Source organism: Pseudomonas idahonensis (genome assembly GCF_037903935.1).
Classification (GTDB): domain Bacteria; phylum Pseudomonadota; class Gammaproteobacteria; order Pseudomonadales; family Pseudomonadaceae; genus Aquipseudomonas; species Aquipseudomonas danubii.
In genome coordinates this window covers 135207-151916 of sequence record NZ_CP149586.1, presented here as the reverse complement: position 1 = coordinate 151916, position 16710 = coordinate 135207, and the positions used below count along the sequence as shown (strand labels likewise).

The 16710-nt window shown below is 61.8% G+C and carries 1 protein-coding gene; it reads left to right on the top strand.

What is annotated here, in order from left to right:
- The first annotated feature begins 46 nt into the window (after window positions 1-46).
- Complete coding sequence (locus tag WIN67_RS00660) at window positions 47-16603, top strand: LapA family giant adhesin (RefSeq protein WP_339070477.1); 16557 nt, start codon at window positions 47-49, stop codon at window positions 16601-16603.
- The last annotated feature ends 107 nt before the right edge of the window (window positions 16604-16710 follow it).

Below are 16710 nucleotides of genomic sequence, written 5' to 3'. Positions count from 1 at the left end.
AGCCGGTACATGGATGTCAACTGAGCGGTACACCGGAGAGTCCCCAATGAGCAGTGTTGTTGCCATCGTCAAAAGCATTGTCGGTCAGGTTTTCGTAGTTTCCCCGGAAGGAATCCGGCGCGTACTCATCGAAGGCGACCGCCTGTTCGTGGGTGACCAGGTGGATACCGGCCCGGCAGGTGCCGTTACCCTGGAGTTGACCGACGGGCGTACCCTCGACCTTGGCCGCGACACTCAATGGAGCGGTGCCGCACCGGACTCCAGCACCGACCTGGCCCAGGCCAGTGCGCAAGCCGCGCCATCGGTGGCTGAACTGCAGCAGGCCATTGCCGCGGGTGTCGACCCGACCACCGACCTGGAAGCCACTGCTGCCGGCCCGTCCGCAGCAGGTACGGGCGGTGCCGCCGGGGGCGGCCATAGCTTCGTCCAGCTTGAGGAAACCGCTGGCCGGGTGGACCCGACCATCGGCTTCCCGACGGCCGGCCTGGGGCTGGCCACTTCGGCCCAGGACAACACCATTGGCGGGCTGACCAACAATAATGGCCTGGCCAATGGCAACGGCAGTGGCAGTGATTCGCTGCGTCCGGCGACCCTGACCCTGGGCGCCACCCCGACCATCACCGAAGCCGGTGGCGTGCTGGTGTATACCGCCACTCTGACCCAGGCACCGCTGACCGACCTGACCGTCACCCTGTCCAATGGTGCGGTCATCGTGATCAGTGCGGGCCAAACCACTGGCAGCGTGCAGGTCCCTCTGGCGCCCCAAGACAACGTCTACATCGACCCCGGCCAGATCAGCGTGAGCGTGACCGGCACCGCTGGCGGCGGTGGCCTGCTGGTGACCGTCAATCCAACCCCGGCGGTGACCCAGATCACCGACACTATCGACACCACCACCGTCACCCTGACAGCCGATGCCAACGTCACCGAAGGCGGACAGATCACCTACACCGCCACCCTGACCAACCCGGCGCAAACGCCGGTGACCATTACCCTGTCCAACGGTTCGGTCATCACCATCGAAGCGGGCAAGTCCAGCGGTTCGATCGACGTCGCAGCCCCGGTCAACGATGTCTACAAGAACGGCAGCACCATCGAGGTCGGCATCACCAAGGCCGAGGGCGGCAACTTCGAGAGCCTGGTGCCCAGCACCGACAAGGCCGTGACCACAGTCACTGACACCATTGACGATACCGGCCTGAGCCTGTCGGCCACCGGCACCGTGGCCGAAGGCGGCTCCATCGTCTACACCGCGACACTGACCAATCCTGCTGGGACTCCGGTCACCGTGACCCTGAGCAACGGTGCGGTGATCACCATCGCCGCTGGCGCCACCACTGGCACCGCCACCGTGGCCGCACCGGCTGATGACGTCTATAAGGACGCGGGCAAGGTCGAAGTCACCATCACCAAGACCGATGGCGGCAACTTCGAAAACCTGGTCACCAACCCAGCGCCTGCCGTGACTGATGTCACTGACACCATCGACACTTCCACCGTCAGCCTGACCGCCACTCCGAGCGTCGCCGAAGGTGGAACCGTGGTTTACACCGCGTCGGTCACCGCTCCGGTTACCGGTTCGCCGGTCGTGGTCACCCTGTCCAACGGCCAGACCATCACTATTCCAGTGGGCGAGTCTTCCGCCACGGTGAACTTCACCGCGCCGAACGATGCCCTGGCAGGCGGTAGTTCTCTGAGCACCACCATCACCAAAGCTGACGGTGGTAACTACGAGAAGCTGGAGATCAACGACAAGCCAGCTGAAACCTCGGTTACCGATACCCCGGACACCACTACTCTGAGCCTGAGTGCTACTGACTCGGTAGCAGAAGGCGGATCCATCGTTTACACCGCTACGCTGACCAACGCTGCAGGGACTCCGGTCACCGTGACCCTGAGCAACGGTGCTGTCATCACTATCGCTGCTGGTGCCACCACCGGCACCGCCACCGTCGCGGCCCCGGCCGACGATGTGTACAAGGACGCCGGCAAGGTCGAGGTCACCATCACCAAGACCGATGGCGGCAACTTCGAGAACCTGGAAACCAACCCGGCTCCGGCAGTGACTGATGTCACTGACACTATCGATACGTCGACTGTCAGCCTGACCGCGACCCCGAGCGTCGCCGAAGGCGGCATCGTGGTTTACACCGCTTCGGTTACGGCTCCGGTTACCGGCTCGCCGGTTGTGGTGACTCTGTCCAACGGACAGACCATCACTATTCCGGTTGGCGAATCCTCTGGCACCGTGAACGTCACCGCGCCAAACGATGCACTGGCAGGCGGCAGCTCCCTTAGCACCACCATCACCAAAGCTGACGGTGGTAACTACGAAAAGCTGGAAATCAGCGATAAGCCCGCTGAGACCTCGGTTACCGATACCCCGGATACCACCACCCTTAGCGTGACCGCTACCGATACCGTGGCTGAGGGTGGCTCGATTGTTTACACCGCGACCTTGACCAATGCTGCTGGCACTCCCGTCACCGTGACCCTGAGCAATGGCGCGGTGATCACCATTGCCGCTGGCGCCACAACTGGCACCGCCACCGTGGCGGCTCCAGCCGATGACGTGTACAAAGACGCTGGCAAGGTTGAAGTCACCATCACCAAAGCCGACGGCGGCAACTTCGAGAACCTGGTTACCAACCCAGCGCCAGCGGTCACCGATGTAACTGACACTATCGATACCAGCACCGTTTCGTTAACCGCGACCCCAAGCGTCGCCGAAGGCGGCACCGTGGTGTACACCGCTTCGGTCACCGCCCCAGTAACTGGCTCCCCGGTCGTAGTAACGCTGTCCAATGGCCAGACCATCACCATTCCGGTGGGCGAATCCTCTGGCACCGTGAACGTCACCGCGCCGAATGACGCCCTGGCTGGCGGTAGTTCTCTGAGCACCACCATCACCAAAGCTGACGGTGGTAACTACGAAAAGCTGGAAATCAGCGATAAGCCCGCTGAGACCTCGGTTACCGATACCCCGGATACCACCACCCTTAGCGTAACCGCTACCGATACCGTGGCTGAGGGTGGCTCAATTGTTTACACCGCCACGCTGACCAATGCTGCTGGCACACCAGTCACCGTGACCCTGAGCAACGGCGCGGTGATCACCATTGCCGCAGGCGCCACAACTGGCACCGCCACCGTGGCGGCTCCAGCCGATGACGTCTACAAGGATGCCGGCAAAGTCGAAGTCACCATCACCAAAGCCGATGGCGGCAACTTCGAAAACTTGGTCACCAACCCAGCTCCAGCCGTGACTGATGTCACTGACACTATCGATACCAGCACCGTTTCCTTAACCGCGACCCCAAGCGTCGCCGAAGGCGGCATCGTGGTGTACACCGCTTCGGTCACCGCCCCAGTAACTGGCTCCCCGGTCGTAGTAACGCTGTCCAATGGCCAGACCATCACCATTCCGGTGGGCGAATCCTCTGGCACCGTGAACGTCACCGCGCCAAACGATGCACTAGCAGGCGGCAGCTCCCTTAGCACCACCATCACCAAAGCTGACGGTGGTAACTACGAAAAGCTGGAAATCAGCGATAAGCCCGCTGAGACCTCGGTTACCGATACCCCGGATACCACCACCCTTAGCGTGACCGCTACCGATACCGTGGCTGAGGGCGGCTCGATTGTTTACACCGCGACCTTGACCAATGCTGCTGGCACTCCCGTCACCGTGACCCTGAGCAACGGCGCGGTGATCACCATTGCCGCTGGCGCCACAACTGGCACCGCCACCGTGGCGGCACCGGCCGATGACGTCTACAAGGATGCCGGCAAAGTCGAAGTCACCATCACCAAAGCGGATGGCGGCAACTTCGAAAACCTGGTCACCAACCCAGCGCCAGCCGTGACTGATGTCACTGACACTATCGATACGTCGACTGTCAGCCTGACCGCGACCCCGAGCGTCGCCGAAGGTGGAACCGTGGTTTACACCGCGTCGGTTACCGCTCCGGTGACCGGTTCGCCGGTCGTGGTGACCCTGTCCAACGGTCAGACCATCACTATTCCAGTGGGCGAGTCCTCCGGCAGCGTGAACTTCACTGCACCGAATGACGCCCTGGCTGGCGGTAGTTCTCTGAGCACCACCATCACCAAGACCGATGGCGGTAACTACGAAAAACTGGAAATCAGCGATAAACCTGCTGAGACCAGCGTTACCGATACTCCGGATACAACGACTCTGAGCCTGACGGCCACTGAGTCTGTGGCCGAGGGCGGCTCTATCGTCTACACCGCCACTCTGACCAACGCTGCCGGAACTCCGGTGACCGTGACCCTGAGCAACGGTGCTGTGATCACCATCGCCGCTGGCGCCACGACTGGCACCGCCACTGTTGCGGCGCCAGCCGACGACGTCTACAAAGACGCCGGCAAAGTCGAAGCCACCATCACCAAAACGGACGGTGGCAACTTCGAAAACCTGGTCACCAACCCAGCTCCAGCGGTGACTGATGTCACCGATACCATCGACACCAGTACCGTTTCACTGACTGCTACGCCAAGCGTCGCTGAAGGCGGCACCGTGGTGTATACCGCATCGGTCACCGCTCCGGTTACCGGCTCGCCGGTTGTGGTCACCCTATCCAACGGCCAGACCATTACCATTCCGGTTGGCGAATCTTCCGGCAGCGCGAACTTCACTGCACCGAATGACGCCCTGGCTGGCGGTAGCTCCCTGAGTACCACCATCACCAAAGCGGACGGTGGCAACTACGAAAAGCTGGACATCAACGACAAACCCGCTGAGACCAGTGTTACCGATACGCCGGACACCACCACCCTGAGCCTGTCGGCCACCGACTCCGTGGCCGAGGGCGGCTCCATTGTCTACACCGCTACCCTGACCAATGCTGCAGGCACTCCGGTCACCGTGACCCTGTCCAACGGTGCAGTCATCACCATCGCCGCTGGCGCTACCTCGGGTACAGCCACCGTCGCCGCACCGGCTGACGACGTGTACAAAGACGCCGGCAAGGTCGAAGTCACCATCACCAAAGCTGACGGCGGCAACTTCGAGAACCTGGAAACCAACCCAGCGCCAGCCGTCACCGATGTCACCGACACCATCGATACCTCGACGGTGAACCTGACGGCGACTTCAAGCGTAGCCGAAGGCGGTACCGTGGTGTACACCGCGTCTGTGTCGGCGCCGGTGACCGGCTCGCCAGTTGTAGTGACCCTGTCCAACGGACAGACCATTACCATCCCGGTGGGCGAATCGTCCGCCACCGTGAACTTCACCGCACCCAACGATGCCCTGGCTGGCGGCAGCTCCCTGAGCACCACCATCACCAAGGCTGACGGCGGCAACTTCGAGAAGCTGGAGATCAGCGACAAGCCCGCTGAAACCACAGTAACCGACACCCCGGACACCACCACCCTGAGCCTCTCGGCCACCGACTCCGTGGCCGAAGGCGGTTCCATCGTTTACACCGCCACACTGACCAATGCCGCTGGCACCCCGGTGACCGTAACCCTGAGCAACGGCGCGGTGATCACCATCGCCGCTGGCGCCACGACTGGCACCGCCACTGTCGCGGCGCCTGCCGACGACGTCTATAAGGACGCCGGCAAGGTTGAAGTCACCATCAGCAAGGCTGACGGCGGCAACTTCGAGAACCTGGAGACCAACCCGGCTCCAGCGGTGACCGATGTCACTGACACCATCGACACCTCGACCATCAGCCTGACCGCTACCCCAAGCGTCGCCGAAGGCGGCACCGTGGTGTACACCGCGTCGGTTTCGGCGCCGGTGACCGGCTCTCCGGTTGTAGTGACCCTGTCCAACGGCCAGACCATTACCATTCCGGTGGGCGAGTCTTCCGCCACCGTGAACTTCACGGCGCCCAATGATGCCTTGGCTGGCGGCAGCTCCCTGAGCACCACCATCACCAAGACCGAGGGTGGCAACTACGAAAAACTGGAGATCAATGACAAGCCGGCCGAGACCGCTGTCACCGACACTCCGGACACCACTACTCTGAGCCTGAGTGCCACCGACTCGGTGGCCGAAGGCGGCTCCATCGTCTACACCGCGACCCTGAGCAATGCGGCAGGTACTCCGGTGACCGTGACCCTGAGCAATGGCGCGGTGATCACCATCGCCGCTGGCGCCACTTCCGGCACCGCGACCGTCGCCGCCCCGGCCGACGACGTGTACAAGGACGCTGCCAAGGTTGAAGCCACCATCACCAAAGCTGACGGCGGCAACTTCGAGAACCTGGAGACCAACCCTGCTCCGGCAGTAACCGACGTCACTGACACCATCGACACCAGTACCGTGTCCCTCACTGCAACGCCAAGCGTCGCTGAAGGCGGCACCGTGGTGTACACCGCTTCGGTCACCGCGCCGGTGACCGGTTCGCCAGTTGTAGTGACCCTGTCCAACGGCCAGACCATCACCATCCCGGTCGGCGAAAGCCAGGCCTCTGTCAATTTCACCGCCCCCAACGACGCTCTGGCCGGTGGCAGCTCCCTAAGCACCACCATCACCAAGGCCGATGGCGGCAACTACGAAAAACTGGAGATCAGCGATAAACCGGCTGAGACCAGCGTGACCGATACCCCGGATACAACGACTTTGAGCCTCACCGCCACCGACTCGGTGGCCGAAGGCGGCTCCATCGTCTACACCGCGACCCTGACCAATGCCGCTGGCACTCCGGTCACGGTCACACTCTCCAACGGTGCCGTCATCACCATCGCGGCAGGCGCCACTTCGGGGACTGCCACCGTTGCCGCTCCTGCAGACGATGTTTACAAGGATGCCGGCAAAGTCGAAGCCACCATCACCAAAGCTGACGGCGGCAACTTCGAGAACCTGGTCACCAACCCAGCTCCGGCTGTGACTGATGTCACCGACACCATCGACACTTCCACCGTCAGCCTGACTGCCACTCCGAGCGTCGCCGAAGGCGGCACAGTGGTGTACACCGCGTCGGTTACGGCTCCGGTTACCGGCTCGCCGGTTGTGGTGACTCTGTCCAACGGTCAGACCATCACTATTCCAGTGGGCGAGTCTTCCGCCACGGTGAACTTCACCGCGCCGAACGATGCCCTGGCTGGCGGTAGCTCTCTGAGCACCACCATCACCAAAGCGGACGGTGGTAACTACGAGAAGCTGGAGGTCAGCGATAAGCCAGCTGAAACTACAGTCACTGATACCCCGGACACCACGACGCTGAGCCTCTCGGCCACCGACTCCGTGGCTGAAGGCGGCTCCATTGTCTATACCGCGACACTGAGTAATGCGGCTGGTACGCCGGTCACCGTAACCTTGAGCAATGGCGCGGTGATCACCATTGCTGCCGGTGCCACTTCCGGCACCGCCACCGTCGCAGCACCAGCCGACGACGTTTACAAAGACGCCGGCAAAGTCGAAGCCACCATCACCAAAGCGGACGGTGGCAACTTCGAAAACCTGGTCACCAATCCAGCGCCTGCCGTGACTGATGTCACTGACACTATCGATACGTCGACTGTCAGCCTGACCGCTACACCAAGCGTCACCGAAGGCGGCACTGTGGTGTACACCGCTTCGGTTACGGCTCCGGTTACCGGCTCGCCGGTTGTGGTAACTCTGTCCAACGGACAGACCATCACTATTCCGGTTGGCGAATCGTCCGGCACCGTGAACTTCACCGCACCCAACGACGCACTGGCAGGCGGCAGCTCCCTGAGCACCACCATTACCAAGGCTGACGGCGGCAACTACGAGAAGCTGGAGATCAGCGATAAACCTGCTGAAACCTCGGTTACCGATACGCCAGATACCACTACCCTGAGCCTGACGGCCACCGATTCTGTGGCCGAAGGTGGCTCGATCGTTTACACCGCAACACTGACCAACGCCGCTGGCACTCCGGTCACGGTCACACTCTCCAATGGTGCCGTCATCACCATCGCCGCTGGCGCTACTTCGGGGACTGCAACCGTTGCCGCTCCTGCGGATGATGTTTACAAGGATGCCGGTAAGGTCGAAGTCACTATCACCAAAGCAGACGGTGGCAACTTCGAGAACCTGGTTACCAACCCAGCGCCAGCCGTCACCGATGTCACCGACACTATCGATACGTCGACTGTCAGCCTGACCGCTACACCAAGCGTCACCGAAGGCGGCACTGTGGTGTACACCGCTTCGGTTACGGCTCCGGTTACCGGCTCGCCGGTTGTGGTAACTCTGTCCAACGGACAGACCATCACTATTCCGGTTGGCGAATCGTCCGGCACCGTGAACTTCACCGCACCCAACGACGCACTGGCAGGCGGCAGCTCCCTGAGCACCACCATTACCAAGGCTGACGGCGGCAACTACGAGAAGCTGGAGATCAGCGATAAACCTGCTGAAACCTCGGTTACCGATACGCCAGATACCACTACCCTGAGCCTGACGGCCACCGATTCTGTGGCCGAAGGTGGCTCGATCGTTTACACCGCAACACTGACCAACGCCGCTGGCACTCCGGTCACGGTCACACTCTCCAATGGTGCCGTCATCACCATCGCCGCTGGCGCTACTTCGGGGACTGCAACCGTTGCCGCTCCTGCGGATGATGTTTACAAGGATGCCGGTAAGGTCGAAGTCACTATCACCAAAGCAGACGGTGGCAACTTCGAGAACCTGGTTACCAACCCAGCGCCAGCCGTCACCGATGTCACCGACACTATCGATACCAGCACCGTTTCGCTGACCGCTACGCCAAGCGTCGCTGAAGGCGGCACTGTGGTGTACACCGCTTCGGTCTCCGCTCCAGTGACCGGCTCGCCGGTTGTGGTGACCTTGTCCAACGGTCAGACCATCACTATTCCAGTCGGTGAATCCTCCGGCACCGTGAACTTCACCGCGCCGAACGATGCCCTGGCGGGCGGTAGCTCTCTGAGCACCACCATCACCAAAGCCGACGGTGGTAACTACGAGAAGCTGGAGATCAACGACAAGCCAGCTGAAACCTCGGTTACCGATACCCCGGACACCACTACTCTGAGCCTGAGTGCTACTGACTCGGTAGCAGAAGGCGGATCCATCGTTTACACCGCGACCCTGACCAACGCTGCAGGGACTCCGGTCACTGTGACCCTGAGCAACGGCGCGGTGATCACCATTGCTGCCGGTGCCACTTCCGGCACCACCACCGTCGCAGCGCCGGCCGATGACGTCTACAAAGACGCCGGCAAAGTCGAAGCCACCATCACCAAAGCGGACGGCGGTAACTTCGAGAACCTGGTCACCAATCCAGCGCCTGCGGTCACCGATGTAACTGACACTATCGATACCAGCACCGTTTCCCTGACGGCGACTCCGAGCGTCGCCGAGGGCGGCATCGTCGTTTACACCGCGTCTGTGTCTGCGCCAGTGACCGGTTCGCCAGTTGTGGTGACTCTGTCCAACGGTCAGACCATCACTATTCCAGTTGGCGAAAGCCAAGGTTCGGTGAACTTCACCGCACCCAACGACGCCCTGGCTGGCGGTAGCTCTCTGAGCACCACCATCACCAAAGCCAACGGTGGCAACTACGAGAAGCTGGAGATCAGCGATAAACCGGCTGAAACCTCGGTTACTGATACGCCAGACACCACGACTCTGAGCCTGAGTGCTACTGACTCGGTAGCAGAAGGCGGGTCCATCGTTTACACCGCAACGCTGACCAATGCTGCCGGTACTCCGGTTACTGTGACTCTGAGCAACGGTGCCGTAATCACTATCGCTGCCGGCGCCACTTCGGGTACGGCCACCGTCGCAGCCCCAGCCGATGACGTCTACAAAGACGCTGGTAAGGTTGAAGTCACCATCACCAAAGCGGATGGCGGTAACTTCGAGAACCTGGTCACCAATCCAGCACCTGCCGTGACTGACGTCACCGATACCATCGACACTTCCACCGTCAGCCTGACCGCTACACCAAGCGTGGCTGAAGGCGGCACTGTGGTGTACACCGCTTCGGTGACTGCTCCGGTGACTGGCTCGCCGGTTGTGGTGACTCTGTCCAACGGTCAGACCATCACTATTCCAGTGGGCGAGTCTTCCGCCACGGTGAACTTCACCGCACCCAACGATGCCCTGGCTGGCGGTAGTTCTCTGAGCACCACCATCACCAAAGCCGACGGTGGTAACTACGAGAAGCTGGAGGTCAGCGACAAACCGGCTGAAACCTCGGTTACTGATACACCAGACACCACGACTCTGAGCCTGAGTGCCACCGACTCCGTGGCCGAAGGCGGGTCCATCGTTTACACCGCGACCCTGACCAACGCTGCTGGTACTCCGGTCACTGTGACCCTGAGCAATGGCGCGGTGATCACCATTGCCGCTGGCGCCACTTCCGGCACCGCCACTGTTGCGGCGCCTGCCGACGACGTCTACAAGGATGCCGGCAAAGTCGAAGCCACCATCACCAAAGCCGACGGCGGTAACTTCGAGAACCTGGTCACCAACCCAGCACCTGCCGTGACTGATGTCACCGATACCATCGACACCAGCACCGTTTCGCTGACTGCTACGCCAAGCGTCGCCGAAGGCGGCACTGTGGTGTACACCGCTTCGGTCACCGCGCCAGTGACTGGCTCACCAGTAGTAGTGACCCTGTCCAACGGTCAGACCATCACCATCCCAGTTGGCGAAAGCCAAGGTTCGGTGAACTTCACCGCGCCGAATGACGCCCTGGCTGGCGGTAGCTCTCTGAGCACCACCATCACCAAAGCGGACGGTGGCAACTACGAAAAACTGGAAGTCAGCGACAAGCCGGCTGAAACCTCGGTTACTGATACACCAGACACCACCACTCTGAGCCTGAGTGCTACTGACTCGGTAGCAGAAGGTGGCTCCATCGTTTACACCGCTACGCTGACCAACCCTGCTGGTACTCCGGTCACCGTGACCCTGAGCAACGGTGCGGTGATCACCATCGCCGCTGGTACCACAACTGGCACCGCGACTGTCGCGGCCCCAGCCGATGACGTCTACAAAGACGCTGGTAAGGTTGAAGTCACCATCACCAAAGCGGATGGCGGCAACTTCGAGAACCTGGTCACCAACCCAGCGCCAGCTGTGACTGATGTCACTGACACTATCGATACGTCGACTGTCAGCCTGACTGCGACCCCGAGCGTCGCCGAAGGTGGAACCGTGGTTTACACCGCGTCGGTTACCGCTCCGGTGACCGGTTCGCCGGTCGTGGTGACCCTGTCCAACGGTCAGACCATCACCATTCCGGTCGGTGAATCCTCCGGCACCGTGAACTTCACCGCTCCAAATGATGCTCTGGCTGGCGGCAGCTCCCTGAGCACCACCATTACCAAGGCTGACGGCGGTAACTACGAGAAGTTGGAGATCAGCGACAAACCAGCTGAAACCTCGGTTACTGATACACCAGACACCACCACACTGAGCCTGAGTGCTACTGACTCCGTGGCCGAAGGAGGGTCCATCGTTTACACCGCAACACTGAGCAATGCGGCCGGTACTCCAGTCACCGTGACCCTGAGCAACGGCGCGGTGATCACCATTGCTGCCGGCGCCACCACTGGCACTGCCACCGTCGCGGCGCCAACCGATGACGTTTACAAGGATGCAGGCAAGGTCGAAGCCACTATCACCAAGGCCGAAGGTGGCAACTTCGAGAAGCTGGTGCCAAACACCACACCAGCGGTGACCGACGTTACCGACACCATCGACAACAGCACCGTCACGCTCAAGGCTACGCCTTCGGCTGCCGAAGGCGGCAACGTCACTTATACCGCCACCGTTAGCGCTCCTGTGACCGGTTCGCCCGTCACCGTAAACCTGGCCAACGGCGAGAAGATCACCATCCCGGTCGGCGAGACCACCGGTTCGGTGAGCATCAGCGCGCCTAACGATGTACTGGTCGGCCACACTCCGCTGACCAACTCCATCACCAACGTCAGCGGCGGCAACTACGAGAACCTGGTGGCCGACAAGACTCCGGTCAGCACCACCGTGACCGACACCGTCGACACCACCAGTGTCAGTCTCAGTGCCACCGGCACTGTGGCCGAGGGCGGCTCCATCGTTTACACCGCGACCCTGAGCAATGCTGCAGGCACTCCGGTTACCGTGACCTTGAGTAATGGTGCAGTAATCACCATCGCTGCCGGCGCCACCACTGGCACAGCCACCGTCGCGGCGCCAACCGATGACGTTTACAAGGACGCTGGCAAGGTTGAGGCCACTATCACCAAGGCCGAAGGTGGCAACTTCGAGAAGCTGGTGCCAAACACCACGCCAGCCGTAACCGATGTGACTGACACCATCGACAACTCCACCGTCACGCTCAAGGCCACGCCTTCGGCTGCCGAAGGCGGCAACGTCACTTATACCGCCACCGTTAGCGCTCCTGTGACCGGTTCGCCCGTCACCGTGAACCTGGCCAATGGCGAGAAGATCACCATCCCGGTCGGCGAGACCACCGGTTCGGTGAGCATCAGCGCGCCTAACGATGTATTGGTCGGCCACACTCCGCTGACCAACTCCATCACCAACGTCAGCGGCGGCAACTACGAGAACCTGGTGGCCGACAAGACCCCGGTCAGCACCACCGTGACCGACTCCGTCGACACCACCAGTGTCAGCCTCAGCGCCACTGGCACCGTGGCTGAAGGCGGTTCGATCATCTACACCGCGACCCTGACCAACGCAGCCGGTACTCCGGTGACCGTCACTCTGAGCAACGGCGCGGTGATCAACATCGCCGCCGGCAAAACCACCGGCACCGTCACCGTTGCGGCGCCGACTGACGACGTCTATATCGACGCCGGCAAGGTCAATGCCTCGATCACCAGCGCCACCGGAGGCAACTTCGAGAAGCTGGTGCCGGACACCACACCAGCGGTGACCAACGTGACCGACACCGTGGATACCACTTCGGTGGGCATCACCGGCAGCACTTCGGTCACTGAAGGCCAGACCGCCAGCTACACCGTGAGCCTGACGCATCCGGCGCAGACCGAAGTCACCCTGAAGATCAGCTACAGCGGCACCGCCACTGACGGTTCGGACTTCAGCGGCGTGTACACCGTGAAGATTCCGGCCGGCGCCAGCAGCGCCAACTTCAACGTCGCCACCATTGACAACAAGATCACTGAAGGCACCGAGAACTTCACGGTCAAGATCGATTCGGCCAGCGGCGGTAACTTCGAGAACCTGGTGGTGGGCAGTAACAACAGCGTCACCACCTCGATCATCGACAACGATGCGCCACCGGTCATCGACCTGGACGCCAACAACTCCAGCGGCGCCAGCGGTGCCGACTACAAGGTCACTTTCACCGAAGGCACCACGGGCCCTGGCGTGTCGATCGCCGACACCGACCTGAGCATCACCGACCCGGACAGCACGATGCTGACCGGCGCCACCATCGTGCTGACCAACCGTCAGCCGGGGGACTCGCTGAACCTGGGCAACAGCGTCAACGGCATCAACATCAATGCCAACAGCAAGGACGGCTCGATCACCCTGACCCTGTCGGGCAACGCGACGCTGGCCGACTACATGCAACAGATCAAGAACATCACCTTCACCAACAACAGTGAAGACCCGAGCACCACGCCACGGACCATCACCGTGACCGTGACCGACGGCGGCAACTACTCCAACGTCGCCACCACCACGGTCAATGTGGTGGCGGTAAACGACGCCCCAACCGCCACCGGCGGCGCCGTGACCGGCAGCGAAGACAGCCCGCTGGCCCTGACCTGGTCCAACTTCGGCGTCAGCGACGTCGACAGCCCGGCTGCCAACCTTGGAGTGAAAATCACCCAACTGCCGGGTGAAGGCAAACTGCAGTACCTGGACGGTTCGACCTGGAAGGACGTGGCCAACAACCAGACCTTCAGCAAGGCCGATATTGACGCCGGCAAGCTGCGCTTCACCCCGGACGCCAACGAATCCGGCACCAATGGCTACGGCGGCAGCGGCGTAGGCAACCAACAGGCCGATTACGCCCAGATCAAGTTCCAGCCAACCGATGGCCAGGCCCTGGGCAGCACCGGTACGGTCACGGTCGACATCACCCCAGTGGCCGATGCCCCGACCCTGAGCGTGGCGGGCAACAACGTCAACTCGGTGGGCCTGCTCAAGGAAGTCTGGACCGGCCTCAGCGGCCTGGGCACCGACGGCAGTGGCGCGTCCGCCAGCACTCTGAAGTCGGTGATTGATGCTGCCGGTACGCCTAACAGCAGCAGCCTGGCGACCAACGTCCAGTCCGACGGCAACATCACTCCGGGCACCGCGTCGAAGACCTCCGGCCTGATCTACCTGGAAGCCGGCAAGGCCTACACCTTCTCCGGCACCGGCGACGACAGCCTGCTGGTGACCATCGGCGGCAAGAATGTGGCCAGCACCACCTGGGGCGCGGGCGGTAACCTCAACGGTACTTTCACCCCGACCACCAGCGGCTACTACACCATTGATATCTACCACCACAACCAGAGTGGCCTGGGCGCTTACGACGTCAACCTCTCGGTCAACGGCGGGGCCCCGGTAGACCTGAGCAACGCCGGCGTGCCGCTGTACACCGGCGTCACCGACCTGACCAACGCCGGGGTTTCGGTGTCCGACCTGCACGGCACCAACGGCGAGGGTTACTACGACGGCTACAAGCTCAACGAAGGCGGCGAAGGCGGCAGCGTGCATCTGTCGAAGATCAGCACCGGCCTGACCGATACCGACGGTTCGGAAACCCTGAGCGTGAAGATCAGCGGCATCCCGGCTGGCTCGGTCCTCAGCGATGGCGCCGGGCATACCTTCACCGCCACCGCGACCTCCGGCGAAGCCAACGTCACCGGCTGGAACCTGGGCAACCTGACGGTCACCCCGCCGCCGTACTACAACGGCACCTTCAACCTCAACGTGACCTCGACCTCCACCGAGTCCCTGGGCGGTTCTGCCAGCACTTCGGCGCAGATCCCGGTCAAGGTCTACCCGGCAAACTACAACGCTGTGGTCGCCACCGCCGACGACGATACCGTTACCGGTACCGACGGCAACGACATCGTGGTCGCCGACATCGGCGGCCTGACGGTGGTCCCGGGCACCAACTACAACATCGCCTTCATGGTGGACACCTCGGGCAGTATGAGCAGCGCCTCGATCACCGCGGCCAAGAACTCACTGACCTCGGTGTTCAATACCCTGAAGAACAGCATCGGCAGCGCTGGCTCGGGTACCGTGAACATCTTCCTGGCCGACTTCGATTCCCAGGTCAACAAGTCGGTAGCGGTGAACCTCAACGACCCGAATGCCCTGGCCCAACTCAAGGCCGTGCTGGATTCGATGGCTTCTGGCGGCGGCACCAACTATGAAGACGTGTTCAAGACCACGGCCAACTTCTTCCAGAGCAGCCAGGCCACCGGCAATACCAATGCCACCAACCTGACCTACTTCATCACCGACGGTAAGCCGACCTACTACCAGAGCGGCGAGCAGACCAACCCGACGCTGTACGGCAACGTGCGCCTCGACGATGTGGTGACCACCAGCAACTACAAGCTGGGGGATACCTTCAGCAGCTACATCGACAACACCCACTACCTCTCCGTGAACTCTAGCGGCTCGGTGGTTCTGCAGACCTACACCAATGGCTGGGGTTGGAGCAGCAAGACCCTGGGCACCCTGCACGCCCAGGGTGACGGCACCTATGAGCTGTCGAACCTGGCGGGTACCGGTAGCAGCACCAACTCGGCCACCACCAGCAACTCCAATGATGGCTTCGTACTGCTGAGCAAACTGTCCCAGGTGGAAGCCATCGGCCTGAACAACGATGTCAGCCTCAACGACCTCAAGCCATACGACAGCGATGGCAAGCCGCAGACCAACATCGACCCGAACGACCTGGCCAATTCGATCATCGGTCACACCGAGGCCACCATGCCGGGGGCCGACAAGGTCAGCGGCGGCGACGGCAACGACATCCTGTTCGGCGACCTGGTGAGCTTCAACGGCATCGCCGGCGAGGGTTACCAGGCCATGCAGGCCTACGTGGCCCAGCAGAACGGGGTCGATGTGAGCAAGGTCACCACCAGCAACGTGCACCAGTACATCACCGAGCACTACACAGAGTTCGATGTGTCTGGCAGCCATGACGGCAACGACACCCTGCTGGGCGGCGCCGGCAATGACATTCTCTTCGGCCAGGGCGGCAACGACACGCTGGACGGCGGCAAGGGTAATGACATCCTGCTGGGGGGCACCGGCAAAGACACCCTGATCGGCGGCCAGGGCAATGACATCCTGATCGGTGGTTCGGGGGCCGATACCTTCGTCTGGAAGGCCGGCGACACTGGCAACGATGTGATCAAGGATTTCAAGGCCAGTGAAGGTGACCGTATCGACCTGCGGGATCTGCTGCAGGGCGAGAGCGCCAGCACCATCGACAACTTCCTCAAGATCACTACCGTGGACGGGGTCTCGACTCTGCAGGTCAGTTCCGAAGGCAAGCTCAACGCCGCCGGGGGCCTGGCCAACGCCGACGTGACGATCAAGCTGGAAGGCAACAACTGGTCCAATGCCAACATCAACTCGTTGATCGCCGGTAGCGACCCGACCATCAAGATCGATCACAACAACAGCTGATCGGCTCCTGGCAGCCACCCCTGGCGGGTGGTTGCCGGGTCCTGGCCAACAGCCTGCGCCGTGACGATTGTCGCGGCGCACCGCATACTCGCGCTCTGAATGCTGCG